This window comes from Rhodococcus sp. ARC_M12 (genome assembly GCF_022810385.1).
In the GTDB taxonomy this organism is placed as follows: Bacteria; Actinomycetota; Actinomycetes; order Mycobacteriales; family Mycobacteriaceae; genus Rhodococcoides; species Rhodococcoides navarretei.
This window is the reverse complement of record NZ_JALGQI010000026.1, coordinates 14,402-38,279: the sequence shown is the minus strand read 5'-3', so window position 1 is coordinate 38,279 and position 23,878 is coordinate 14,402. Positions and strand designations below refer to the sequence as shown.

Annotated in this window: 20 protein-coding genes and 3 pseudogenes; 6 read left to right on the top strand and 17 right to left on the bottom strand. The window is 65.1% G+C overall.

Annotation, left to right across the window (positions count from 1 at the left end; translation table 11 throughout):
- Window positions 1–249: hypothetical protein (locus MTX35_RS24665; protein WP_206511185.1), on the bottom strand; the 249-nt coding region annotated here is incomplete at its 3' end.
- A 12-nt stretch (window positions 250–261) separates the two neighbouring features.
- Between MTX35_RS24665 and MTX35_RS25880 the strand changes: the two genes are divergently transcribed.
- Window positions 262–387, top strand: a complete 126-nt coding sequence (locus tag MTX35_RS25880) for a hypothetical protein (RefSeq protein ID WP_268987753.1) — start codon at window positions 262–264, stop codon at window positions 385–387.
- Between the two features lie 166 nt (window positions 388–553).
- On the opposite strand, the pseudogene MTX35_RS24660 reads toward MTX35_RS25880, so the two are convergent.
- The 3 genes and pseudogenes from MTX35_RS24660 to MTX35_RS26325 all read right to left on the bottom strand — a co-directional run.
- Window positions 554–1,111, bottom strand: a pseudogene (locus tag MTX35_RS24660) (cytochrome c oxidase assembly protein); the annotation flags it as partial.
- 413 nt (window positions 1,112–1,524) lie between these two features.
- A complete protein-coding gene (locus MTX35_RS24655) occupies window positions 1,525–2,256 on the bottom strand; it encodes a DUF5134 domain-containing protein (RefSeq protein WP_008720441.1) in 732 nt (243 codons plus the stop codon).
- Between the two features lie 104 nt (window positions 2,257–2,360).
- Window positions 2,361–3,793, bottom strand: a pseudogene (locus tag MTX35_RS26325) (PepSY-associated TM helix domain-containing protein); the annotation flags it as partial.
- Between the two features lie 509 nt (window positions 3,794–4,302).
- Between MTX35_RS26325 and MTX35_RS24640 the strand changes: the two are divergent.
- Complete coding sequence (locus tag MTX35_RS24640; protein ID WP_008720452.1) at window positions 4,303–5,469, top strand: site-specific integrase; 1,167 nt, start codon at window positions 4,303–4,305, stop codon at window positions 5,467–5,469.
- 158 nt (window positions 5,470–5,627) lie between these two features.
- Here the strand turns inward: MTX35_RS24640 and MTX35_RS24635 are convergent, their stop codons facing one another.
- Window positions 5,628–6,005 (bottom strand): hypothetical protein, encoded by a 378-nt coding sequence (locus MTX35_RS24635; RefSeq protein ID WP_230593320.1) that lies wholly within the window; start codon window positions 6,003–6,005, stop codon window positions 5,628–5,630.
- Window positions 6,006–6,017: 12 nt separating this feature from the next.
- Here MTX35_RS24635 and MTX35_RS24630 point away from each other — a divergent pair, with 12 nt between their 5' ends.
- Window positions 6,018–6,542, top strand: coding sequence for a hypothetical protein (locus MTX35_RS24630; RefSeq protein WP_230593321.1), 525 nt, complete (start codon window positions 6,018–6,020; stop codon window positions 6,540–6,542).
- A gap of 276 nt (window positions 6,543–6,818) precedes the next feature.
- Window positions 6,819–7,167 (top strand): annotated as a pseudogene (locus tag MTX35_RS24625) (divalent metal cation transporter).
- 428 nt (window positions 7,168–7,595) lie between these two features.
- On the opposite strand, the gene MTX35_RS24620 reads toward MTX35_RS24625, so the two are convergent.
- The 9 genes from MTX35_RS24620 to MTX35_RS24580 form a co-directional block, all read right to left on the bottom strand.
- Window positions 7,596–8,642 (bottom strand): ABC transporter ATP-binding protein, encoded by a 1,047-nt coding sequence (locus MTX35_RS24620; RefSeq protein WP_008720455.1) that lies wholly within the window; start codon window positions 8,640–8,642, stop codon window positions 7,596–7,598.
- On the bottom strand, window positions 8,639–10,153 hold the full coding sequence (locus MTX35_RS24615; protein ID WP_080733225.1) for an iron ABC transporter permease: 1,515 nt from the start codon (window positions 10,151–10,153) through the stop codon (window positions 8,639–8,641). The genes MTX35_RS24620 and MTX35_RS24615 overlap by 4 nt, the downstream gene beginning before the upstream one ends.
- Window positions 10,154–10,224: 71 nt before the next feature.
- Window positions 10,225–11,253: an iron ABC transporter substrate-binding protein gene (locus tag MTX35_RS24610; RefSeq protein WP_008720459.1), complete on the bottom strand. Its 1,029-nt coding sequence runs from the start codon at window positions 11,251–11,253 to the stop codon at window positions 10,225–10,227.
- On the bottom strand, window positions 11,250–13,823 hold the full coding sequence (locus MTX35_RS24605) for an AMP-binding protein (RefSeq protein ID WP_374230353.1): 2,574 nt from the start codon (window positions 13,821–13,823) through the stop codon (window positions 11,250–11,252). Before MTX35_RS24605 ends, MTX35_RS24610 begins: the two co-directional genes overlap by 4 nt.
- 375 nt (window positions 13,824–14,198) lie before the next feature.
- Window positions 14,199–14,801, bottom strand: a complete 603-nt coding sequence (locus tag MTX35_RS24600; protein ID WP_008720461.1) for a cadmium resistance transporter — start codon at window positions 14,799–14,801, stop codon at window positions 14,199–14,201.
- 94 nt (window positions 14,802–14,895) lie between these two features.
- Complete coding sequence (locus tag MTX35_RS24595; protein ID WP_008720462.1) at window positions 14,896–15,441, bottom strand: signal peptidase II; 546 nt, start codon at window positions 15,439–15,441, stop codon at window positions 14,896–14,898.
- On the bottom strand, window positions 15,438–17,393 hold the full coding sequence (locus MTX35_RS24590) for a cation-translocating P-type ATPase (protein WP_243597414.1): 1,956 nt from the start codon (window positions 17,391–17,393) through the stop codon (window positions 15,438–15,440). Before MTX35_RS24590 ends, MTX35_RS24595 begins: the two co-directional genes overlap by 4 nt.
- Window positions 17,390–17,770 (bottom strand): helix-turn-helix transcriptional regulator, encoded by a 381-nt coding sequence (locus MTX35_RS24585; RefSeq protein ID WP_008720464.1) that lies wholly within the window; start codon window positions 17,768–17,770, stop codon window positions 17,390–17,392. Before MTX35_RS24585 ends, MTX35_RS24590 begins: the two co-directional genes overlap by 4 nt.
- Window positions 17,771–18,067: 297 nt before the next feature.
- Window positions 18,068–18,427, bottom strand: a complete 360-nt coding sequence (locus MTX35_RS24580) for a MerR family transcriptional regulator (protein WP_008720465.1) — start codon at window positions 18,425–18,427, stop codon at window positions 18,068–18,070.
- A gap of 428 nt (window positions 18,428–18,855) precedes the next feature.
- Here MTX35_RS24580 and MTX35_RS24575 point away from each other — a divergent pair, with 428 nt between their 5' ends.
- Complete coding sequence (locus tag MTX35_RS24575; RefSeq protein ID WP_008720466.1) at window positions 18,856–19,233, top strand: BlaI/MecI/CopY family transcriptional regulator; 378 nt, start codon at window positions 18,856–18,858, stop codon at window positions 19,231–19,233.
- Complete coding sequence (locus MTX35_RS24570; protein ID WP_008720467.1) at window positions 19,230–20,186, top strand: M56 family metallopeptidase; 957 nt, start codon at window positions 19,230–19,232, stop codon at window positions 20,184–20,186. Before MTX35_RS24575 ends, MTX35_RS24570 begins: the two co-directional genes overlap by 4 nt.
- Window positions 20,187–20,680: 494 nt before the next feature.
- Here MTX35_RS24570 and MTX35_RS24565 read toward each other — a convergent pair whose 3' ends face one another.
- The 3 genes from MTX35_RS24565 to MTX35_RS24555 form a co-directional block, all read right to left on the bottom strand.
- The gene (locus tag MTX35_RS24565) at window positions 20,681–20,977 is read right to left on the bottom strand and encodes a hypothetical protein (RefSeq protein WP_008720468.1); all 297 of its coding nucleotides are present in this window, start codon (window positions 20,975–20,977) and stop codon (window positions 20,681–20,683) included.
- 978 nt (window positions 20,978–21,955) lie between these two features.
- Complete coding sequence (locus MTX35_RS24560) at window positions 21,956–22,681, bottom strand: YoaK family protein (protein ID WP_008720488.1); 726 nt, start codon at window positions 22,679–22,681, stop codon at window positions 21,956–21,958.
- An 852-nt stretch (window positions 22,682–23,533) separates the two neighbouring features.
- On the bottom strand, window positions 23,534–23,845 hold the full coding sequence (locus tag MTX35_RS24555; RefSeq protein WP_008720486.1) for a DUF4229 domain-containing protein: 312 nt from the start codon (window positions 23,843–23,845) through the stop codon (window positions 23,534–23,536).
- Between the last annotated feature and the right edge of the window lie 33 nt (window positions 23,846–23,878).

The following is a 23,878-nucleotide window of genomic DNA, read 5'->3' as shown; positions in this document are numbered from 1 at the left end:
CCCGAATCGGAGGCGGTCGTGCAGTCCGCCCCCGGTTTGGTCCTGTGCTCGCCCTGTCGGCTCGCTGCGCCACCGACGGTGAGCAGACCCCAGACCGAGCAGGACCCCGGGCGACACTCCTGATCCGCCGCCGTATACGGGCAGCAGCCCGCCGAAGGCGGTTCGGGGCTGAGCGACGAGCAACTGACCGATATCGCTGTCGCAGCGGGAGTTCCCGACACCGCCGGCGACTGCATCACCGGCGGCCACTACACCGACTGGGTGGCCGACTCCACCCAGTCGGTGCTCAAGACCATCAACGCCACTCCCACAGTCCTGCTCAACGGCGAACCGATCGCCCTGAGCACACCCGGTGCTCTCGACGCCGCGGTACGTGCCATCCCGTGAACGGCATGACCGACATCTCCTACACAACGGTATAGACCAGCATCTTTCGGGGCGGGATGGGGGAATGCGCATTGCAGGAAGCATAGGGCTGCGCGCATCACTGATCCTGGTGATCGAACGTTACGAGTTGCTCGTGGATCCCAGCTGCGTTCCTTCGTGCGGCCTGAACCCGGTGCAGTCCGGGGTCGATGCCGATGATGACCCAGTAGTAGAGGTACCCGGTGACGATGAAGTGGATATTCATCACCTCGTGTCCCCAGTGGTAGCGGACCAGCTCGTCGAACAGCGGGCTGAAATACACTGCATAGATGGAGAGGACGAACAACCCGACCGCGACGGCGGGGTTCGACAGCACTCGCATCAGTGGTGAATGGACCACCCACACGATCCATTCCCGCGGTCCCGGCATCCTGTCCTCCCGAGCTGGGGGCAGCGCCCGCAACGCGAGCGTGACCGGCCCGCCGAGCACGAGCAGGACCGGAACGAACATGTTGAGCGTCATGTGCGCACCCATATTGACGCTGAACATCGCCGAACCGTATGCAGCGAGACCTGAACTCGTCGCCACCAGCAACGCCAGGCACCCGGTCATCCAGGCGATGGTACGCCCGAGGGGCCACTGATCTCCGCGCCGTCGCAACCGCAGAACTGCCCACCCGTACAGCGCGATCAGGACGACTGCCGCGCCGCCGGTGACGAAGTCAAACCGCCAGAAGGTCGCGAACTGCTCGAGCGAGGGAGCGTCAGACGGTTCTCAGGCTCGATCGGCCAGCAGTGAGCAGGGTCGCGTATCCGTCGGGACCGACCCGGCCCACACGGCAGAAACGGGTACAGACTATCCCGTATACCAATGAGCCCATCGTGATCGCGGCGGCGAGTGAGACGGTGAAACGGAGCAGGACGTACAGAAGCGATGTGAAGGTGCCAGGGAACGAGTCACCGCTGGCTGCGTGTCGGGTGTCCCCCGAGCGGACGGTGACGACAACGACCAACGCGGCCGCGCATACGAGCGCGATCGCAAGGACGTAACGCACACACAGCGACTGGCGTGTGCGCGAAATATGGTGCGGTGAATCGGTTGTCACATAGCCTCGTTCGATGTCGCTGTACTGCAGTGGCGTCGGTCGATCATCGGTGTTACACGACGCCCATCATGATCGCCATTCCGGCTGCCATCGCCACCTCGCACGCCGCAGCGACACTCTGCGGCCGCGACGCCGGTAGCGCATCGACGGCGATATTACCTGCCTGCGATCCAGGCGAAGGATGTACAGGTGCGAGAGCAGTGCTCTGTTCGGCGACGAACAGACGGTAGAGCCACACGATCGCTGCGACAGCGAAGACGACTGTGAGCGTGAGTGATACCGCGGAGATCCATCCCGGTCCGCTCATCGCGGCCGTATGGTCAGGACTGCTCATGTCCATGTCGGGGGTGTGTGCGTGCGCGCCCATTCCGGACATGTCACCGTCGGCGGCGTCGGCGGTGTGATCGTGCGCGGCGGTGCCGGGAAGCCACCCGGCCATCACCGCGACCATCCACACCATCGCAGCCATCATGAACACGTGATAGCTGCCCATCGCAGGTCCGTGGGGGTGCTCGTCGACACCGGTCGTGCCCGGTGCCGTGCGTGCTGCGGAGATCGCGAACCACACCGTCGCCGCGGCAAAGAACACTCCCTGCGGTAACAGCGGGACGCCGAGCCCCCACGGCCACGCCATCGCAATCATGGCCGCGCACATCACGAGGTGGAACCCGTGGTCGATCCGTACGTTCCACTGCGCGGCGCGGATGATGCGGTACACGCAGTATCCGGCCGCGAACACGAACAGTGCTGTGGTGATCCACCGCAGCGAACTATCAGCGATCACGACGCGTCCTGCCGATTGTGTGCATCGATACCCGGTGCTCGATCCGCGTCGGCTCGTTCTTCCCGCGACGGCAGCGACGCGGATTCGAGTGTGGTTCCGCGCGATCGACGGTGGTGACGTAGTCCCAGAGCGACGTCGACGGCGACGAACACTGCCAGTGTTATTCCGAACAACGGCATGTACCAGCCCAGGATCACTGCGATCACTACCGCGGTTACCGCGGCCCACGGCGGCATCCGGCGCAGCGCCCCGCGTTTGGCAGGTGGTCCGAACCTGATTCCTCGTGCCCGGGTCGGGCACCGCAGCCACCACATCCGGTAGCCGCGAAGGATGACGGCGATCAGACCGATAGCGGTGAGCGCCAACAGGATCTGGTTGACGAGTCCGAACAGGATGCCCATGTGGGCGTCGATGGTCCAGTTGGTCATCTTGGCCATGAGCGGCCAGTTCGCGAACTCGACCTTGTCGATCACCTGGCCCGACGCGGCATCGACGGCTACCGAATCGTAGCGTGTGGGCCAATCACGTTTGGCCTCTTGCACTTTCCATGCCTGTCCCTCTTCGGCGGGAGGAACGAGCTTCATCGGTGCCTGCAGGCCCGCGCCCTGGGCGGCGGCCTCGACACCGTCGATTCCGCGCCTTCACCGATCACGGTGTCGGTGACCGGCGCACCGTCTCCCCCGTGGTGATCACCGCCTGCATTCTCGCCCGTTCCGGCAGGATGAGTCTCGACCGACGGTGTCGTTCACGACAGCGCCGTACGTACGTCCCCGATGGTCTCTCCGGCATACCGTGACCACGTCAAACCGGTGACCGAGAGAAGCAGGAGAGCGGCGATGATCCACACCCCGACCGTGCCGTGCCACGACAACGCGCGGGCGCGGCCCCTCTTCCTCGGCTCCGGCACCAGAGCAGCTCTGGCGGCTTCGGAGGCACTGGACGAGCGTTGGCGGACCCGGGCGTCCACAACACGAGCCCGCCGAGTGCGACCACCCACAGCCAACTGGCGGCCAACTCACTGTAGTTACGGCCCAGATCGCCGAGGTGGAGGTTGCGGTGCAGTTCGTCGATCCACGCGCGCACCGGGAGCCACTCACCGAACGTGGTCAGTTCTCCGCGGACCTGCGCGGTGTAAGGGTCGACGAACACGGTCCGCCCGTACCCCTCGGGAACGTCGTCGACCGCCAGCACGACACGGGTGGGTGCTCTCGGCGTCGATGGGGGGCCGGACCTCGGTGATCGAGCCTTCTGGGTGGGCGGCCCGGGCCGCGGCGACCTGCTCACTGAGCGGCAGCTGCTGATCGCCGACCTGATCGACTGTCAGTTCGTGGCGATGAACGTAGTCCGACAACTGCGGGCTGATGGTGTACAGCAGGCCGGTCACGGCCGCGATCAGCAGAAACGGTCCGACCAGGATGCCGGCATAAAAGTGCAACCGCAGCACGAACGGCCTGATCTGTGGCCACAACGGGATCTTCGTCACCGAAGGCGGGGTGTCACCGGGCGCAGGCGGTCGATCGATTTCACTGGTGGACATCTGCGTGTTTCGGTTCCTTCTCCTCGGGCTGCACTGGGCGCTCAGCCGGTCCTACTCGTGCAGTAGTCGGGCCAGCGGTCCCGGAAGTTCCCGATAATTCCGAGCCGCGTACTCGAGAACTATTCGGGTGTCACGCCCCGACTAGGTCCTCGTAGGGCTGCGACCCCGCCACGAGCTGCCGGTGTAGGTGTCAAAGTGAAGGAGATTCGACGGGTTTCCCGTCCAAAGAGCTACTGCTCAGTGGAACGACCTGATCTCGTGGCCGGACAAGTCCTCGACGGCTACGCTTGCGACCCGTCCCAGGGATACTCAACTGTCGAGCAATTCGAACAGACCGGTGCGGCCGTGTACGGAGCAAACTTCTGCTCCTCAACCGACGCTCAGAGCACCGAGAAGTGGTACTGCAGGCCGTCGTACGCCCATTTTCCCGCACCATCCCCGGCGAAACACCAGGTGAGCGTGTTTTGAAATCAAAAAGCCTGTCGGAGGTGCGCACTACAGTTCTTGCCATGGCAGAACGGCAGCTCGGTGAGGTCCTGGACGCAGATTCAGTTGCCCTGGTGAGTGGTGCGGTGGTGTTTCCGGACCTGTCGGCCGAGGTGGCTGCGCGTATCGAACGGTCGATGGCGTCGGCGCGGTCTGCCGCAACCCGCCGCGCCTACGATTCGGCGTGGCGGCGATTCGAGACCTGGTGCACTGCCGCCGGGCACATCTCGTTGCCGGCGCACCCTGCGACCGTGGCTGCGTATCTCGTTGACGCGGCGGACTCGCTGACCGTCGACGGAGTCCGGGCGTATGCACCGTCGACCTTCGGCAAATGGGTCGCTGCGATCACCGACCGTCACCGCGGGCTCGGCCACGACACCCCGTGTGGCCACGAGATGGTGCGCGCCACCCTCGCCGGTATCCGCCGAGACTACGCCGCCGCGGGGGAGCGCCCCCGCAATCCCCGCGCCCCACTCCTGACGTCCGATATCACTGCCATCGTTGACGTAGCACGTGCCGGTGTCACCGGCTGGGCCAGTGAAGTGCTCGAACGCCGCGACACCGCACTACTGCTGATGGGGTACTCCGGGGCATTTCGGCGCAGCGAACTCGTGGACCTCGAATGTCGTGATGTGCGCCGCGATCGCCTCGACGGTGCGCATGTCCGCCTGCGGCACTCGAAGACCGACCAGGACGGAACCGGAACGGTGAAGGCGCTGCCGTTCACCGACCGGCACGAATCATGCCCGGTCTGCGCGTGGGTTCGCTGGCTGCAGATCGTTGCTGCATTCGATACCGGTGGCAGAACCGCGATCATTCGTTTGCTTTCCCGCGCAGCGAAGTTCGACTCCCATCTCTGCCACAGCACCCTGCCCACCGCTGACACGCGGTCGGCGCTGTTCCGGTCGATCCGCAAGAACGGCAACCTATCCCAGACCGCACTGTCGGGTGCGGCAGTGCACGCCGCGATCCGCCGCCGCGCCGGCCGCGCCGGCTACGACGCAGACCTTCTCGCCCAGCTGGGCGGACATTCACTGCGTGCCGGATTCGTCACTCAAGCGTTCCGTAACGGTGCCGACGCACACGCGATCATGCGACAGACCGGACACAGAAGCCCGGGAATGGTCGAAATCTATGCCCGCGAGAACGCGCCTCTGGTCGGCAACGCCGTGAACGATCTCGGCTTGTGACCCTCATGCACGGCACCGACACCTCGACGAGCGGCGACAACACCGACCTTGTCCGAACAACTCCAGTATCGAACGACACTGTCCCGGAACGGGGTCGACACACGTGGTCGCTGTTCGCGGACTGGTGCACCGCTCATGATCAGTCGGCGTTGCCGGTCTCACCGGAGTTGTTCGTTCGGTTCCTCCGAGCCAACCCTGCCGCGCCGGCAACGCAACGTCGTCGCATCGCCGTCATCGACGCTGTTCATCGAGACCGCGCCCTGCCCCCGCCGGGTCGCGGTCAGAGCGTGCGAGCGGCTCTGGACGCGCTGCGTGCAGCGCGTTTGCGCGACACCGCAACTCGGATCGGCGGCATCGTCACGCGCCTCCCCGGAACAGGGTGGCCGGCGGCGTTGTTCGCTCGCCGAGATGCACTGGTCCTCACTCTTGCCGCGGCCGGGCTGCCATACACCGAGATCGCGGCACTGCGAATAAGAGATGTCGCCGTCGAACCCGAATTCGATGCCCTCACAATCGAAACGGGCACCGGTGTACATGCCGTCACTTCGTTGGAGCTCGTGAGGGCGGGCGCATCACCGAGAAAGGTGTACAGGCGCTGGTACGAGGTCCTGGCCCACGGCGAGCGGCACCCCAGCACACGCATGCTCGCCGACGCCATCGAGCACGTCGACGGAACCGAACTCGCCGACTCCGTTACTCATCTCGACCCAGGCAGCGAACGGCCGTTGTTGACCACGATCGACCGGTGGGGCCATACCCCGCTGGTCGCAACCCCTCTCACCTCCCGGGGAATAGCCGATATCGTTCGAGCACACCTCGGGGGACGCGCTCCCACGCACATACCGCCCCCCGTCCGAGAGACGAACCCAAAGCGTGTCTTTACGCTCGAGCCTGCATCGGCGGTCTCGCTCGACCCTGGTTACTACGAACGCGGCACACTCGCACGAAGGCACTCCCACGCGCTCCTCGACGACGTCGATTCGGTTCTTGCCGATGTCGAAAACCGCGCAGACCGACTGCTCAGGGAACTTCTCGAGTTCTTAGATGCGGAAATGCCGGAGTGCGAGCAATAGTCTTCAGCGCGCGACGATCCCAGGTGTCACCCCGCAGGAGCGACCCCTGTTGTGAGTGAGTCAGCGAACATTGCACCGAACGACGACCGGGTCTGTGTCGAAAGTTCGCACGCGGGCTTCACGGTCTCTTGGTACGGGGTGGTCGTGTCGCTGGACCTCGTCTCGCGGTGCGCTTCCGATCCACTGCATCGATGTCTGCGTTGATGGTTCGGCGACGTTTCCTGAGGGTCAGTGCCGACAGCGGCAAGCGCGGTGAGAAGTACCAACACGAAGGGGATGTCGAGACTGGTCAGTGCGTCGATGGTCACGATCGCTCCTGCAGCGACACACACGAAAAGCAGGCGTGCACCGTCCACGCAAGCGCATCCCGATCGTGTGCGGCGGCTGGTTCCGGCACTGGCGATCCTCGCCGCTGGGGTTGACCCCAGTCGCGCTCTCGTCGTCTCGCAGGTCGTGTTGTCCTTCGGTATTCCGATCGCGCTGATTCCGTTGGTGCGGTTCACCTCTGACCGCATGTTGATGGGCAGCGATGTCAAATTACCGGATCACTCGATATGCAGCCCGGTTCATCGCGGGAATCGTCGTCGCACTCAGCATTGCACTGATCCATCTAACCGTCGTCTGATTGTGCGCGGGTGAACGTCTCCTGCTTGCCTCTGTGTTCCAGGACCGATTACCGCTCGCGATGGTGGTGGTGTGCGTGGGAAATCGGAATCAGTGGGTTCTTCCGCCGCTCAGGGGGAGTCCGTCCTCGAAAGAAAGAAGACTTAGTGCGGGCCACCAGATTTGCAAGCAACGCAATCGATGCCCCCAGTTTGGATGACGACGAAGCCGCCCACCACCTTCAAGACATCAACCCGCGTGCGGATCGTAGACGGCGGTGACAGTCGATGCCGGCCGGCCCGTTCCATGCTTGGGGTCGAGACGTGATTGCCTCCGGGGCGTTGCCTCAGTCTGGATGGTGCAAGTCTGCCCACTAACTACGCACATTGTTCGGCATCGATCGCATGATCGAGCAGGACGCGAGAGGCTGCCTCACACTGAGTAGCTCTCTCACAGGTCGTACACTACGGCGTCGCCGATGACGCGGATGGCGACCCTGTCGCCGGGCGTCAGAGCCGTGGCGCCGAAGCGGCGCACGGTGACCCGCTGGGCCATAGCGGTGTCCGCGGTGTCGAGGCGGATCCCGAGCAGCATCTCCGACCCGAAGTACTCCACGTCGACGACGGCCCCCGATGCACCCGCGCCGTCGGTGGTCACCTCGATTTGCTCCGGCCGCAACATGATTCGGGCTGCACCTTCGATGGCGTTCGGGGAAGGGGCGACGGCGACGTCGCCGAGGGCGCAGCGGGCACGGCCGTTCTCGATGTGGGCCGTCAAGATCACGGCGTCACCGATGAATTCCGCGGTGGTGACGTCCACAGGGCGGGAATAGATTTCACGAGGTGTACCGATCTGTGCGAGCCTGCCCGAGCTCATCACCGCAACCCGGTCGGCGAACGACAGGGCCTCGGGTTGATCGTGGGTGACGAGGATGGTGGTGATCCCAGCCTTGGCGAGGACGTCGGCGACGATCCGTCGAGTGTTCGCCCGCAAGCCGGCATCGAGTGCCGAGAACGGTTCGTCGAGCAGCATCAATTCAGGTTCACGCGCCAGCGCCCGCGCGAGCGCGACCCGTTGCTGCTGGCCGCCGGAGAGCTGGTCGGGTCGACGTGAGGCGTAGGACGAATCCAGCGACACCATCTCGAGCAGTTCGGTGATCTTCGAGACGGTGCGGGCACGGCGTGGCAGGCCGAACCCGATGTTCGCGCCGACCGTGGCGTGTGGGAACAGTGCCCCGTCCTGGGCGACGTACCCCACCGACCTTCGGTGCGCAGGCGTCCAGCCGGATCCCGCGACGACCTTCCCGGTCAGTGCGACAGTGCCTGCGTCGGGTTTGTCGAAACCCGCGATCAGACGCAGCAGCGTCGTCTTACCGCAACCGGACGGTCCGACGATGGCTGTGGTCGACCCGGCATCGACAGCGAACTCAACACGACGTAGCACCGTCACAGGACCGAACGACTTGTCCAGCCCATCCACCTCCACCGCGTATGTCATAGTCCTGCCGCCTTTTTCGACTGGGAGAAGAGAACGTAGGTCATGGGCAGAGACAGCACGATCATGATCAACGCGTACGGAGCAGCCCCCGAGTAGTCGATCTCGCTGCTCAGCGACCAGAACTGCATCGACAGAGTGCGGGTTCCGGTCGGTGCCAGCAGCAATGTCGCGGTCAACTCGTTCACGATCCCCAAGAACACCAACGCACCGCCCGCTGCGGTGGCCGGCGCAGCCAATCTGAGAGTCACCCGAAAGAAACTCGACAGCGGTGACAGACCCAGCGACCGAGCCGCCTCGTCCAACCCGACGGGCGCCTGCGCGAGCCCCGCCCGCAGGTTGACCAATGCGCGTGGCAGGAAGAGCAATGCGTAGGCCGCGATCACGACGACAACTGTTTGATACAGCGGATTTGCGTACCGAATGGCGACGGTGACGAACGCCAACGCAACCACGATGCCGGGCAACGAACTCGAGATGTAGGTACCGCCCTCGAGGACACGGCTGAACCGTCCGCGGTGGCGAATCGAGATCCACGCGACCGGGAACGCGAGTGCACACGTCATGACCGCACCGGCAATTCCGAACCCGAGCGTCTGCAGCAGCGCGGACGAGATTTCGTCCCACTCCCACACCGCGCTGCCGCCGACGACAAGCCACCGCAGAACACTGGCGATCGGGACTCCGAGAGACAGTGCGATCAACATCCCCAGGAAGACGAGCGCGATCGGCGAATACTGCCAACCGAGTTCTGCAGGCACGGCCGGGCGGGCTGCACCCGAGCCGATGCGGGCATACCTGGCACTGCCACGCACAACCGCTTCGATCACCAACAATGTGAGGCACAGCAATACCAGCACCCCGGCGAGCATGGTCGCCGCCGCTCCGTTGAACGTCGATTGATACTGCTCGAAAATCGCTGTAGTGAATGTGTCGAAGCGGATGAAGACGAAGGCACCGTATTCGGCGAGTAGGTGCAACGCGACCAGAAGCGCGCCGCCGGCGATTGCCAGCCGCAGCTGCGGCACCACGACGCGAAAGAACACTGCCCACGGTCCGATTCCGAGTCCTCGCGCCGATTCCTCGACCGCGGGGTCGAGCCTGCGTAGCGTCGCGGCCACGGGAATGTAGACGAGAGGAAAATACGAGAGCGTTGCGATCAGAACGCCGCCGCGCAGCCCGCCGAGGGAAGGGATCGCCGTCACCCACGAGTAGCCGTTCACGAACGCCGGGACAGCCAGCGGCGCGGCAAGCAATACCGCCCACACCTTCGCTCCGAATACTCGTGTGCGCTCGACCAACCAAGCAGCCGCGACGCCGATTGCGACACAGATGGGCACCGTGATCACTACCAACATCACGGTGTTGGCCAACAATTCGCGGACCCGCGATCGGAACAGCAGCGCCGACGCGGTGGCCCAGCCGGTGTCCACGCTCTCCACGATCACGTACCCGAGCGGGATGAGCGAGATCGCCACGACAATCACTGCGGTGACAGCCAGAGGCAAGGGCATACGCGACCGGCCTGCTGGGCACCGCAGCGTGTGGGCCGGCCCCCGTTGTTCTCGACCGTTCGTCGTTGGAATCAGAGCAAACCGGCTTCGGTCATGAGCTCGGTGACCTTCGGGCTGTTGAGCTTCGCCGGGTCCACCTGCGGGGCCTGCAGTTCGGTCAAGGGGACCAGATCCGCGTTGGCCGCCACTTCGCTGCCCACCGAGTACTCGAACGACATCCCGTCCCGCAGAACTTCCTGACCCTTCGGTCCGGTGACGAACGCCAGGAACTGCTGCGCTGCATCCTGTTTCGCGCTGGACTGCAGGACGCCGCCGCCGGAGACGCTGACAAATGCGCCGGGGTCTTCGTTCTTGAAGTAGTGCAGGGCGACGTTACTGCTGTTCTCTCCGGTCTTGGCCTGATCGCCGAACCAGTAGTAGTGGTAGATCACGCCGCCCGGGATTTCTCCGGCGTTGACGGCTTTCATCACCGTGCCGTTACCGTTGTAGGCGCGGACGTTGTTCTTCATCCCCTCCAACCAGGTGCGTGTAGCGTCCTCGCCTTTCAACTCGAGCAGCGCACTGACGATGGCTTGGAAATCGGCTCCCGACGGCGATGCTGCCCAGCGGTCCTTCCAGGCGGGGTCCTGCAGGTCCAGGAGTGAGGCCGGGAGCTGATCGGGGGTCAGCATGTCCGTGTTGTAGGCGAACACGGTCGAGCGGGCGGCGATACCCGTCCACTTGCCGTTCGACGGGCGGTATTGGCTCGGAACCTGGGCCAGCACGGCCTGGTCGACGTCGGTGAACAGACCCGCGTTCTCGACGAGCGTCATCGCCGGAGAGTTCTCCGTGAGGAACACATCCGCTGGCGATCGGTCACCCTCCGCTACGAGTTGGTTGCCGAGTTCGGTATCGCTCCCTTGGCGCAGGTCGACCTCGATGCCGGTCTCCGAGGTGAACGCGTCGGCCCATTCTTTCGTCAGCGACTCGTGTTGGGCGTTGTAGACGGTGATCCGGTTGTCCCCGCCCGGGTCGGACTCAGCGCTCGAACACCCCGACACCGTCAACAGTGCCGCGGTCGCCAGTGCGAGGCCCGCCATCAGTTCGATCCGCTTGCTCATCGTCCGTCCTTCGCATTTACCGGACCACCTCCGGTCGTCCCCGCCGCCATGGTACTTAGAGGATTGGCAAACCTAATGCCCGGCCCTGTCCCGCTCCACGGTAGACGGGCGAGCACGAAGGTCGCGGCCTGCCAGTAGACAACCCCCACGACGATCGACAGGGCGAATGCTGTCCAGGGATGGTCGTCGCGCAGCGGTAGATAGACCTGAAAATGGGTCAGGTAGATGTAGAGTGACGCGCTTGCCAACACCCCCGCAACCCGGCCCACAACTGCGGGACATGGGACGGATGTGAGCCACACCAGCAGGCAAAGTCCGACAATCACGATGACTTCTCGCTGGATGTCGCCGAAGAAGAACCCGGGAATCGATAGCACGATTGCCGCGGTGACCCCCACTCGATGCCACACGGTCTGCGCCCGGGCGGCGGCCCAGCCGAGGGCGAACAACCAGAAGACAACCGCCGCGGTCAGAATGCGATTGCGGCTGTCGTCGATCTCGATCAATCCGTAACGGGTAACCAGGCCCAATGCCACCAACCCCATAGGAAACCAGAACGGGTGACTGCGTTCGAGACGTGCGACCGCCGGAACATAGAGCACAGCGGCGGCTACGAGGACGATGTACACAATCGCCTCGACGAACCAGTATCGCCATTCGACAGACCAACCGTCCGGGCCGAAGATTCCGTTGAGCAGCAATGCACTGGTGATGCGGTAGTCCCCGGTCAGAGCGATGATGGCCCCGATCCACACCATGCTGGGGATGGCGATCCGAGCGACGCTGCGCACAGCATTGCGTGCGCGGGCGGTGCGATCGACCGCGCCGAGGTGGAAGCGGGCGAAGTTGTAGCCGGCGATTCCGAGAAGCACGTGCGCCCCGCCGAGCACCGAAAACAGGTGTATGTGCGAGCCGGTGATCAGCACGATCGCAAGGGCGCGCAGCACAACGTTGGTCTCCACCCGTCGCCAGCCGCGGCGCAGGTGCGGTGCCTGAACGAAGTCCACGACTCGGGTGTTGTGCCAGTCCGCCGGGAGGTGACCGAGCAGCTCCTCCAGCCGAATGGACATCCGCACATACGACAAAGAGTCACCGCCCAAGCTCACGAACGTGCTGTCGTCGTCGACCCTTGCGTGATGCAGGACCTCGGCATACATCGCTTTGACATCGGTGGTCTCGGGCTTTGTCGTCGTCGAGGTGGGCTGAACAGGGCCGGGCTTGCCTGCGAATTCCGCGACCGCTCGCGCATCGGGTTTGCCGGTGGAGGTGCGCGGCAGCTCATCGACGACACACACCCGAACTGCTGTTGCGGGAAGGCCGCTGAACTGTGCTGTCAAGCGTCGCACGTCGGCGACGTCAGCGTTCTCCGCGACGACGACGAGTTCGTCCGTGCCGTCGGTGCAGCACACGGTCAATCCCAGGTGTGCGAGCGCGGACTCGACGCGGTGCAGATCGATACGTAGACCGAACACTTTCGCGAAACGGCTGCGTCGGCCGACCACTTCGTACAGTCCATCGGCCGTTCGCCGGGCCAGGTCGCCTGTTCGCAGCTCGCCGGCGAGCGTGTCACCCAGGCGCAAGTCGCCGGGGTCGTGTGCGTAGCCGAGCATGACGTTCGGCCCCGAATAGACGAGCTCACCCGTCCCGTCCGGGGCATCCGCGACCGGATCGAGCCGAAAGGACCCGTCGGGAATCGGCCGTCCGATGGAATGCGGATGAGCGGCGGCAAGATCCGGTGGCAGATACGCCATTCGGGCGGTCGCCTCCGTTTGCCCGTACATGACGAACAAGTCCCATCCCTGGCGTCGGCCCAGCTCGGCATACGTGCGGACGCGATCGGGCGACAGCTTTCCGCCGGCCTGCGTGACGTACCGCAGGTCGTGAAGATTCAGCTGTTCGAACCCGATACGGTCGAGCAGATCGAAGGTGTACGGCACACCCGCGAAGGTGGAGGCGCGGTGGGTGCGCGCAAGGTCCCACAGTCGAGTATCTGTGACCGAAGAGTTGGTCAGAATCAAGGCGGCACCGCGCAGGAGGTGGCTGTGGACGACCGAAAGCCCATAGCAGTAGTGCATGGGTAGCGTGGTCACGGCACGGTCGGTGGGGCGGATGCCCAGGTATTCGGCAATCGACTCGGCGTTGGCCTGCACGTTGTCGTGCGAGAGACGGACGAGTTTGGGTGATCCGGTCGAACCCGAGGTGCTCAGCAGCAACGCGAGATCAGGGTGCAGCTCATGTCTGGATTGTCGATCGAGTTCTTCGACGACTGTGTTGCCGTCGAGGGTGCGCACCACCACATCGGGCCGATATGTGTCGATGAGCCCGTCGAGATGGTCGGGATTGACGTCCGAGGCCAGCAGTACGGGGTGTCCTGCACGCAGCGCCGCGAGGTAGGTGACGACGACCTCGACCTTGTTGGTGCCGGCGATCAGTACCAGACGACGGCCACGTCCAAGTCTGGCCGCCTGCCGGTCGATGCGCTCGTCCAGGTCGCGGTAGGTGATCGTCTCGTTCACCGATATCAGACCCGGTGCGTCACCGAATCTGCCCAAATCGTGCGCTAAGCGCACACTGGGGCGTTTCGGGCGGTTGAAGTCTCTGGGCACCGAGCGAGTCTATAAGGGCTGCCGAACCTAACCTTCCGGCGACGAATACGACTCCGCGCCCGCGCGGACGAGCGTGGCTCGTCTGTCCACACACCGCTCGGACACAGATGATCGGGGTCAGCGACGCCTACTCGGCGGTCGATTCGGCAAGTCCGGTCCGATTGTCGCACCGTGGTCGATCTGATGATCGCCGACGGATCGACCGAGTATCGATGCGCCGCCCTTTGCTCACCCTCACGCTTCGATCGATGGCATGGAGGTGACGCCACCGGGCGGTGGCGGGAACCGATCTGAGTCGGGCCGTAGCGGTTCCGCAGGCTGCGCGCGAGCGGGTGTCGGTCATGACGCGGCGGCGATCAGCCGGGCGAGAACTCCGGATTCGAGGAGGATGAAGAGACCCAAGCCGATGAACACCGCTGGGACGAGCCAGTGCTCGACCCGTTCGAGAGTGTCGACGACCTTCCTGCGAGTGCCCAGCAGCCTGCCGGCGTAGCACCAGATCCCGACGCAGATCAGGAACACGGCGATGGTGACTGCGGTCTGTGGTGGACCGAGCGTCCGAAAGACCGGGGTGTAGACGGCGATGTTGTCGGCACCGTTGGCGATGGTGATGGCAGCAACGCCTGCCATTCCGGTGGCAGCGACCGGGGGTTCGTCCTCGTCGTCGCTGCGCAGCCAGCGGATCAGCGTCCAGAGCCCCAGCGACAGGGGCAGCACACCGAGTAGCCCGACCCATTCTTGCGGCACGATCACCAGTCCCAGAGCGGCGACGACGCTGGTCGCGACGAGGGTGATCAGGCCGAGGTACTGGCCGGTGACGATCTGCCACGCCCGCGGCCTACCCTGGCTGGCGGAGGCGACGAACAGCACCGTCAGCACGACGATGTCGTCGATGTTGGTGCCGGCGAACATCGCCACTGCCGCGGCGATGGTGGTGATCACTGCCGCACCGGGCGTCGGTGAGGATGTAACCGGACGCCCCCGGTGCCGCACGCGACCGTCATGGAGGTCGATCGGATTCGAGGTCGGGGAGCAGTCATACGGATCGTTGCTCCGTGCCCGTGGGATCGACGCGGGTTCGGCCCTCCCGGAGCGACGCGAGGACGACCAGGACTACGCCGCATGTGAGGTAGGTGTCGGCGAGGTTGAAGGTGGGCCACCATCCGGTGTGGAAGTAGTCCGTCACGCGGCCGTCGGCAGCGCGGTCGATGACGTTGGCGGCCGCTCCGGCGACGACCGCCGACAGCCCCACCGTCCCGGTCAGTGAGCCGACGGGGACGGTGCGCCACGCGTACACGGCGATGGCGAGAGTGATGATGGCGGTGACCGCGATGATGACCCCTGGCGGCAGCCCGTTCCCGACGCTGAAGGCGACACCGCTGTTGTAGGCAAGCCTGAGTTGCAGCAACCCCAGTTCGATGACGCGGCCGTCGGAGAGTGCGCGGCGGGCGACGGGGTCGGCCGCGAGTGCCGCCGCGACGAGGACGGCGACGACGATCGCCAGGGTCCACCGGGATCGAGTCGCCGAGCGTCCCCCGGTCGAGACACCCGGCATCGGGCCCGAAGTGGGGTCTGGGCTCATGTCCAGGCCTCGGCTGCTGCCGGGGCAGGTGCGGGCACCGCTGCGGCGGACAGGGGGTGGGTGCGGCCGGCGCGGACTCCGTTGGCGATGACCACGATCTCGGCGAGTTCGTGCACCAGCACCACCGCGGCCAGGCCGAGGATTCCGAACAGGGCGAGCGGCATCAGCACGGTGATGATCGCCAGCGACAGCCCGACGTTCTGCAGCATGATGCGTCGGGATCGGCGCGCGTGGGCCAGGGCGTGCGGCAGGTGCCGCAGGTCCTCACCCATCAGGGCGACGTCGGCGGTCTCGATGGCCACGTCGGTGCCCATGGCGCCCATGGCGATACCGAGGTCGGCGGTGGCCAGTGCGGGGGCGTCGTTGACGCCGTCGCCGACCATCGCGGTCGACCGGCGGCCCTTCAGGTCGCCGATGATGCGTGCTTTGTCCTCCGGTCGCAGATCCGCGTGGACCTCCTCGATGCCGACGTCGGCGGCCAGTGCGCGGGCGGTGCGTTCGTTGTCCCCGGTGAGCATCGCGACGTGGTACCCGTCGCGGCGGAGACCGGCGACGACTTCCGCGGCTTCGGGTCGCAGTTCGTCGCGGACCGCTATCGCGCCGAGGGTGCGGCCGTCCTGTTCGACGAGGACGGCGGTGGCTCCGGCGTGCTGCATCCGTTCCACGTCCGCGGCCAGCGGGCCGGGGTCGATCCACCCTGGTCGGCCGAGGCGGACGTCGTCGCCGCAGAGGCGGCCGGTGAGGCCGGCTCCGGTGACTGCGACGACGTCGTCGGCGGGTGTGTGGTCGTCGACGGCGGCGAGGATCGCCGCGGCCAGGGGGTGCTCGCTGCGCACTTCCAGCGCTGCGGCCACGGCGAGGACCTGTTCGCGGGTCGCACCGTCCGCGGTGGCGACGTCGATGACGACCGGCTTGTTGCGGGTCAGGGTGCCGGTCTTGTCGAGCGCGATCACGCGGATGCGGCCCAGCGCCTCAAGAGCTGAGCCTCCCTTGACCAGGACGCCGAGTTTGCTGGCGGCGCCGATCGCCGCGACGACGGTGACCGGGACGGCGATGGCCAGTGCGCACGGTGAGGCGGCGACGAGGACGACCAGTGCGCGTTCGATCCATACCCGTGGTTCGCCGAGCAGGCTGCCCACGGCGGCGATGAGGGCGGCGGCGACCATGATTGCCGGCACCAGGGGCCTGGCGATCGTGTCGGCCAACCGCTGAGCCTCACCCTTGCGGGACTGCTCGGCCTCGACGATCCGGACGATCTTGGCCAGCGAGTTGTCCTCGGCATGTGCGGAGACCTCCACCTCGAGAACGCCGGTTCCGTTGATCGCCCCGGCATACACGTCGTCGCCGGGCCCGGCCTCGACGGGCACCGATTCGCCGGTGATCGCCGAGGTGTCGAGCGCGGTGGTGCCGCGGCGGATGGTGCCGTCGGTGGCGATGCGCTCGCCGGGCTTGACGATCATCATCTCCCCGAGCATCAACTCGGTCGGCGACACCGCCTGCTCGAGGCCGTCTCGTCGGACTGTGGCGGTGTCGGGAACCAGGGACAACAGTGCCCGTAGACCTCGCCGTGTGCGGGCGACCGCGTACTCCTCGAGGCCCTCGCTGATCGCGAACAAGAACGCGAGCATCGCGGCCTCGCCGACCTCACCAAGGATCACGGCACCGACCGCCGCGATGGTCATCAGGGTGCCGACACCGATCTTGCCGCGCGCGAGCCGCCGAAGGGTCGACGGGACGAAGGTGTAGCCGGCGACGATCAACGCGAGTGATTCGAGCACCAGGGTCAGCCGATCAGGGCCGCCGATCCAGTCAATGATCAGCCCTGCCGCCAGCAGTGCACCGGCCACCGCGGCAGCTCGGATCTCGGTGATCTGCCACAGCTTGTCGGGTTCGTGCTCCTCGTCGCCGTCCAGGCGGGGTTCGTCGTGGCCGCAGCCGCATGCGTCGCTCATCCGGTCACCGCCGACCCGGCGGGCGCGGTGCCGTAAACCGGGCAGAGTGCCACCGCGTTCCCCGTGACGGCGAGGAGGGTCTCGGCCGAAGCGAGCAGGTCCAACAGTTCCGGCCGGACGAGGGAGTAGAACACCTGCCGGCCCTGGGGGCGACCGACGACCAATCCGCAGTCCCGCAGGCACGCCATGTGCGCCGATACCGTCGACTGTGCCAGCCCCAGCTCGCTCACCAGGTCCGCTACACGCACCTCCCTGCTGGCGAGACGGCGAACGATAGCCAACCGTGTCGCATCGGAAAGGCTGTGGAACAACGACACTGCCGCATCGAAAGTCGACGTGGAACCGCCGGGCAGGCGGCCATCCTTATTGATCGTCATGCAACGATGATAGCATCTAAGCCCGGTATGATCGCTATGCGTGAATGCTCGGCCCCGGTCTCGTCGGCACGAGTCCGATCCTCGTCGTGCCGTACTGAGACAGGACGACGGCACGACGAAGAACACCTCCGTGGTGTGGGACCCGGTCACCGGACCTGCGGACGCACGCGACAAACCGCAGTTGCTCCGTACGGCGCGGTCGAGATCGCCGACTTCCCGATCGCGGTGGCACCTGCTACGAAGGCGCTTTCGATTCCCTACTCGCCGAATCCGTCCGAGACGGCGAGGAGGCCGAGGTCAACCAGCTGCATTGCGGGTCGAACGGCGCGCCGACGCGTCGGGAGTGTCGTCGAGACGATCGAACGCACCGGTCATTGCGGCATGCAGCTCGGTGAGCTGCGCGATCGACTCCTCCTCCCGGGTGATGTGCTCGCGCAGTGTTGGCCGCAGCCCGGTCTTCACAGCGGCGCAGGAGTCGTTCTCCCATGCGCGCAGCATCGTCTTGATCTGTGGCAGCGTCAGTTTCGAGCTTTTCGCGGCGGTGATGAACGCCAACCGTTGCTGTGCTCGTTTGTCGTAGACGCGGTACCCGTTCGGGGCTCGGTCCGCCGGCAGCAGCCCCTCGCTTTCGTGGAAGCGCAGCGTCGTCGCCGGCACCCCGTCGCCGAGGAGAGTTACGAGATCAGATCAGCAGGGCTTCGGCAAGCCTGGTCTTCGTCCGTACGCAATCGTCAAAGACTGCGCTCGCCCTGTCGATTCGTTCTGTACGACGCCGCGCGAGAGGCTCGCCCGGCAAGCTTCCCCCGACTTTCGGGAAGTCGGGGGAAGTATCCTATCGCAGGTCGTCAGCCGGTCAGCAACACATCATTGCGGCGCACATGTCCCCACACATGCCGGTGGCCATCATGATCTGGCAATCCCACCACGTCTGCAGGTTGGTCATCAGTTCGGTCATCGGAATCTCCCTCAATTCTGGTCCCGAGGAGACGGGACATCACGACCATATACTGAGTACGTACATAGATAGTAGATGTCGTGTTACCGACGACCCTAGGATCAGGAGACGACAGGGCAGGAGGCGATAGGTGCGGGTGAACGGATTCGGTGAACTCGAGGCGGTAGTGATGGATCGCCTGTGGGCCCGCGGTGCGCGAAGCACCGTGCGGGAGTTGTTCGACGAATTGGCCGAGCAGCGGGTGATTGCCTACACCACGGTGATGTCGACGATGGACAACCTGCACCGTAAGGGCTGGTTGGAGCGCACCCGTAGGGGCAAGGCGTTCGACTACTGGCCGACGTTGTCTCGCGAGGAGCACAGTGCCCGGCTGATGCGTCACGCGTTCGCTGCGGGCGGCAAGTCGGACCTGGTGCTCACCCATTTCGTCGAGCAGATGAGCGACGAAGAGTCGGAGCGTGTGCGAAGAGCGTTGCGCAGACTGACCGACCCCGGCCAGTCGCGATGACTCTGACTCTGTGCCTGCTGCTCTACGGGCTCGTGGTCTCGGTAGCCGGTCCGCCTGTGCTCGCGCGACTGACCCGCCGGGGCATCGCTCCGCAGCTCGGGATAGCTGCCTGGAGTGCAGCAATGGCGGTGGTGATCCTGACCTGGACCGGCGCGGCGATCATGCTCGTCACCGAAGCGGTGCATTGGAACAGAGACGCTCACTGGGTGTCAGCGTGCGTCGTCGAGGTGCTCCGGTCGATCGACGGCCGTGCCGCAGCACTGCTTCAGGGAACACTGATAGCAGTCTCCGCGGTCGCTGCGGCGGCGCTTCCGTTGGTGGTGTGGAGGGCTGGGCGGGGCATGCTGCGGATGCGAACGCACACGCTTCGCCACGCCCGGACGGCGAGGGTGATCGGCCAACGCCTGCCCGGTACCGACGCGGTGGTCGTCGACACCGCGGATCGGCTCGCCTACTGCGTTGCTGGCCGTCCGAAGACCATCGTGATCACTACTGGTGCCCTGGATGCACTCGTCCCGGATCAGTTAGGCGCCGTCTTGGCGCACGAACGTGCTCACCTAATCGGTCGCCATCACCTGCTGCTCGCCTCTGTTCGCGGACTCGCCGCGGCAGCTCCATGGATGCGGTTGTTCCGCGACGGGGCGACCGAGATCGCCCTGCTGCTCGAGATGTGCGCGGACGACAGCGCTGCCCGCTCCCATGGTCGGCGGGCGCTACTCGGTGGTCTGCTCGCCCTCACTGGTTCGTCCGTCGCTCCCGCGGGTGCCCTCGGCGCGAGCGGAGGCGACGTGCTCGCTCGTGCTCATCGCCTCACCGTCGCTGTGTCCACCCCCGTGCACGCGCGGGCCCGCACCCAACTGTCCTTGATCGTCCTCTCGATCACCGCGAGTCCGATCGTGTTCGGTGCCCTCGCCGCTGCGGGTGTGATCATGTGTGGTCCGATGGGCTCTTGAGTGGTCCTGCCAAGAGCGGGTCGATCGGTCAGTGGTGACGGCAGTCGCCGCGCCGAGCCAATTTCAATCGTGCGCCCTCGTCCGTCGAGCGACGGGTAGAACTGTCCCTCGGGTGCGGGGGCGTCGTTATGCAAGGCGATCAGGTTGCCGTCGGTGTCGACGGTTGCGAACTGCGTCGATCCCTGGTCCGTCGAGACGGGACGGCCCGCATCTGCGGGATGAAGAACGCCCGCACGGGACATCTCGTCGGATCGACGACCGCCGGATTCAGCGACGTCCGCGACTCCGCACTCAAAAAGGGATGCGGGCCCCCGAGCACGGCTGTATCACCTTCATTGTTCGGTGTCACCGAAGGCATTAACAGCACGCCGAACACCGTCAGTGCTTTCAGCAAACCGGCCTCCGGAGCTGTGCCCCGTCGACCATGCCGATCAGCTGACTGTATGTCACCGACGATACCAATGAGTACCCCCTGGGGTATCCCGATTCGGGTGTCAGCCGAGGATGGCTTCCCGGAGCTGAGCCATGCTCGGCGCACCCGCCGGCCCGTCACCTGTCATGTACACACGGCAGGCCAGACCGACTGCGGCGGATGTGTCGCCCATGACGTCGACGCCGTCGACGAGAACGGTCGGAGAGCCACGAAAACGCACCTGTTCGGCCATGTCCACCGTGTCCACGCGTTGATAGACGAGCACGGCGTCCGAGTGTTCCGCGGCGAGGAGCTGCAACCGTTCAGCAGTGACCGTCCAGTTCGGGCAACCGTCGAAATACTGCAGGGTGATCTCCATCCACCCACGGTATATCCGTGCTGAAGTTGGCAGCGCACAGGTCGTAGAATTCGATTACGCGGAAGGAGACGGAGTGCCGAACTTCTCCCGTCACTCTCGACGGAAAGGGCTTGCTCATGAATCTGTCCAGTGAGAGTGACGGCACCTCGGCCTGTTCCTGCTGTGGTCGCGATTTCCCGACCGTGAAGTTGCACTCCCTGGCAGGGGGAGCTGCCTATATCTGCCGACGTTGCGGACTGTGGGTTGCGATCCGTCGACGCTAGAGAGAACAGCGTGGGTGTACCGCTCTTCAGTAGGCTGCCTGCACCGATACGTCGTCTCGGCCATGGCGTACCGCCGTACGCAACCGGCGCGCGTCGCCCGTGCGGCTCGATCCGGCCCGTACCAAAGCCCGGGTCGGCGGCGTCCACCGCCGCGACCTTTCGCGGCCATGTCGCGCAGATTCTGCGATTGGTTCCCGTCGACCACGTGAAGAGGCTGTTGCTGCGCCTCGTCCAGCGTCACTCGTACACAGATCGGGTTGTCGGACATGTGCAATGCGTTCACCGACTCGTCGATCGACCCACCGAGCGCGATGGCCAACGCGTAGCGATGCGGGCGAACCACCCGCGGTTGTCCACAGCGGGAGACCCAGAATCTGCCGTATCCGTCGTCGGCAATGGCTCCGATCCGGATCGCACACGGGGACCGATGCGGCCGTGCACGACGTAGCTGCGAAACCGAGCTCGCTCGTCGGCGTCGCCGACTATTGACGGTTTCGGCACCGACCTCCCAACCCACCTAGCAACTACCGGCATCGCTGACGCCTTGGCGAAGAGATCAGGGCCAAGCGAGAGATGGTGTGTATCGAACATCCTCTCCACACGCTCAAACCGATTGATTCACGTTGCGACAGTGTTTCTGTTGGTCGAGTCCGCCGGTGGAGCAGAACGATCTCGGGAGCGCGGACCCGTAGGTTTTCGCTGGCCGGGAATAGACCTATCCCCATAGGGATCGTCGCTCGGTGTGAGTGAAGGTGAAGATGCTTGCAAGCAGGCTGATGGCTGCGGTAACCAGGAGTACTTGAGGTCCGGTGATCGCGGCACCGATCAGAGCCCCGGCTGCGCCTCCGGCTGCGAAGGACCCGAGAAGCATTGCATAGCAAAGCCAGTCGAGGTAAGTACCGCCGCCCAGTAGGTGTCTTTCGATCCCTTGGCCCAGTTTGACGACGGTGCCGGTGACGTAGCTCAGGGGGATGTAGGTTTCTTCTCGTTTCGTGAATGCTGTGTTGAGCGCGCCGAGAGCGAACGCAACCAACAGAATGGGATAGAAATTTACGTCGTCGGACGCCCAGCCGGATATCCCGATATCGATGAGCCCTGCCGCGGCGAGGGCGATGGTCGTGACAACTGTTGCTCCGTGTGGGTGATTGGACCAGTATCGGCGGCGGCAGATCGACGCGATCACCACTCCCGCCAGAAAGGCACCCATCAAAGCCAGCGCCGCCCACGGCGATGCGCCGGGTGCAACGGGCTTACCTTCCGGACTGCCGAAATGCCCGATGACGGCGCGTTCGGTGTTGCCGGTCATGAACGTCACGAAATACCCCGCCGAATGCAGAAATGCGACAGCACCCACCATTCCGGCCAGCGCGGACAGTATCCACGACAGTCGCGCCTCCGCGCCGACGGCTGTTTCGCGGCTGAGTGCCACAGAAGATGTCATGCAACCAAGTCTCCCGGCCGTGTACGGAGCCGCAAGTCGATGAGGTGCAGCTCACTCGGCGGTTCTTCGGTGTTCGTATTCCCTTCGGAAGCAATCGAACTCCCACCTGCACCTCGTCTGCCGACCTCGGTGACAAGCCCACCCAGCGGTGTAATTTGCGTGCTCAAGTAGCACGAACTCGCGGCCCATCCGCGCGTGGTCAGTTCCATCCCTGTGGATCGGTGGGCGGCACAGTGTCCGGATATCAGCCGATGAGTCGGAAGGCTTCCGTCCCGCCGAGATGTGGGAACGCTGGCGTACTGTCCTGCGGTTCTATCGCTACCCCTCGACGCTACTACTCACCGAGCACGTACCGGGGGAGACTTTTCCCGGTATGTGCAGGTGGCCGGTGCGTCCAGGCCCCGTCGCCGTTCCGATCGACCGGTGGGGTCGTGCCGTTTCCCGCCGACCCGATGCCCCAGGTAGCGGTCGGGGCGGTCATCGCTGCTCACCGCTCCGGGCGACTGCCCCGGCGCGATCCACGCCCGCCCCTGTCGTGGCGACGCGGTCGTGGCGAGCGGGAAACTGACGTCACCGGCACACCACCGCACCCGGTGTCAGCTGCACCAGGCTCGGACTACTAGCTAATCGGTGTCGATGCCCGCCGCCGTGCCCACGCCGCTCTGGCCGATGTGCCTGACCTCGTCGATGATCTCGAGTATCGGATCGAGACTCTGATGCACCGCACCCTGGAACTACTAGACATCGAGCCGGACGCCGAAGCGTCCGTCGAATGGGTCGGCGAACAGTGACCGACACGGACGATCCGCCAACGCCAACGCCAACGCCAACGCCGAAGTCCGTGCGCCGACGTCACGGTTTGTCGGTGCCGGGTCGTCCCGCCGCGGGGCCTCGCTTCTTGATCGAGCGCGTGCGATCGACTGCTTCGATGTCCGCATTGATGGTTCGGCGGAGCTTCCTCAGGGTCAGTGCCGACAGCGGCAGGCTTGCTGCAAGTGCGCCAAGCAGTACCAACACGAAGGAAATGTCAAGGCTCGTCAGTGCGTCGACGGCCAAAAGCACTCCTGCGGCGACACACACGAAGAGCAGGCGTGCACCGTTGTAGGCCAGCACATGAAGGGCAAGCTGCCCGCGAGCAGTTGAGGGTGCGCGGAACACCGGCATCGGCCGTCCTGTCGTGCGTAGGGGCTTCCTGGG

Excerpts from the sequence above, each read along its gene's own strand:
- MTX35_RS24640 (WP_008720452.1), top strand. The coding sequence starts at position 4,303 with ATGGCAGAACGGCAGCTCGGTGAGGTCCTGGACGCAGATTCAGTTGCC.
- MTX35_RS24635 (WP_230593320.1), bottom strand. The coding sequence starts at position 6,005 with ATGTACACCGGTGCCCGTTTCGATTGTGAGGGCATCGAATTCGGGTTC.
- MTX35_RS24620 (WP_008720455.1), bottom strand. The coding sequence starts at position 8,642 with ATGACATACGCGGTGGAGGTGGATGGGCTGGACAAGTCGTTCGGTCCT.
- MTX35_RS24615 (WP_080733225.1), bottom strand. The coding sequence starts at position 10,153 with ATGCCCTTGCCTCTGGCTGTCACCGCAGTGATTGTCGTGGCGATCTCG.
- MTX35_RS24610 (WP_008720459.1), bottom strand. The coding sequence starts at position 11,253 with ATGAGCAAGCGGATCGAACTGATGGCGGGCCTCGCACTGGCGACCGCG.
- MTX35_RS24595 (WP_008720462.1), bottom strand. The coding sequence starts at position 15,441 with ATGAGCCCAGACCCCACTTCGGGCCCGATGCCGGGTGTCTCGACCGGG.
- MTX35_RS24590 (WP_243597414.1), bottom strand. The coding sequence starts at position 17,393 with ATGAGCGACGCATGCGGCTGCGGCCACGACGAACCCCGCCTGGACGGC.
- MTX35_RS24585 (WP_008720464.1), bottom strand. The coding sequence starts at position 17,770 with ATGACGATCAATAAGGATGGCCGCCTGCCCGGCGGTTCCACGTCGACT.
- MTX35_RS24570 (WP_008720467.1), top strand. The coding sequence starts at position 19,230 with ATGACTCTGACTCTGTGCCTGCTGCTCTACGGGCTCGTGGTCTCGGTA.
- MTX35_RS24565 (WP_008720468.1), bottom strand. The coding sequence starts at position 20,977 with ATGGAGATCACCCTGCAGTATTTCGACGGTTGCCCGAACTGGACGGTC.
- MTX35_RS24560 (WP_008720488.1), bottom strand. The coding sequence starts at position 22,681 with ATGACATCTTCTGTGGCACTCAGCCGCGAAACAGCCGTCGGCGCGGAG.
- MTX35_RS24555 (WP_008720486.1), bottom strand. The coding sequence starts at position 23,845 with ATGCCGGTGTTCCGCGCACCCTCAACTGCTCGCGGGCAGCTTGCCCTT.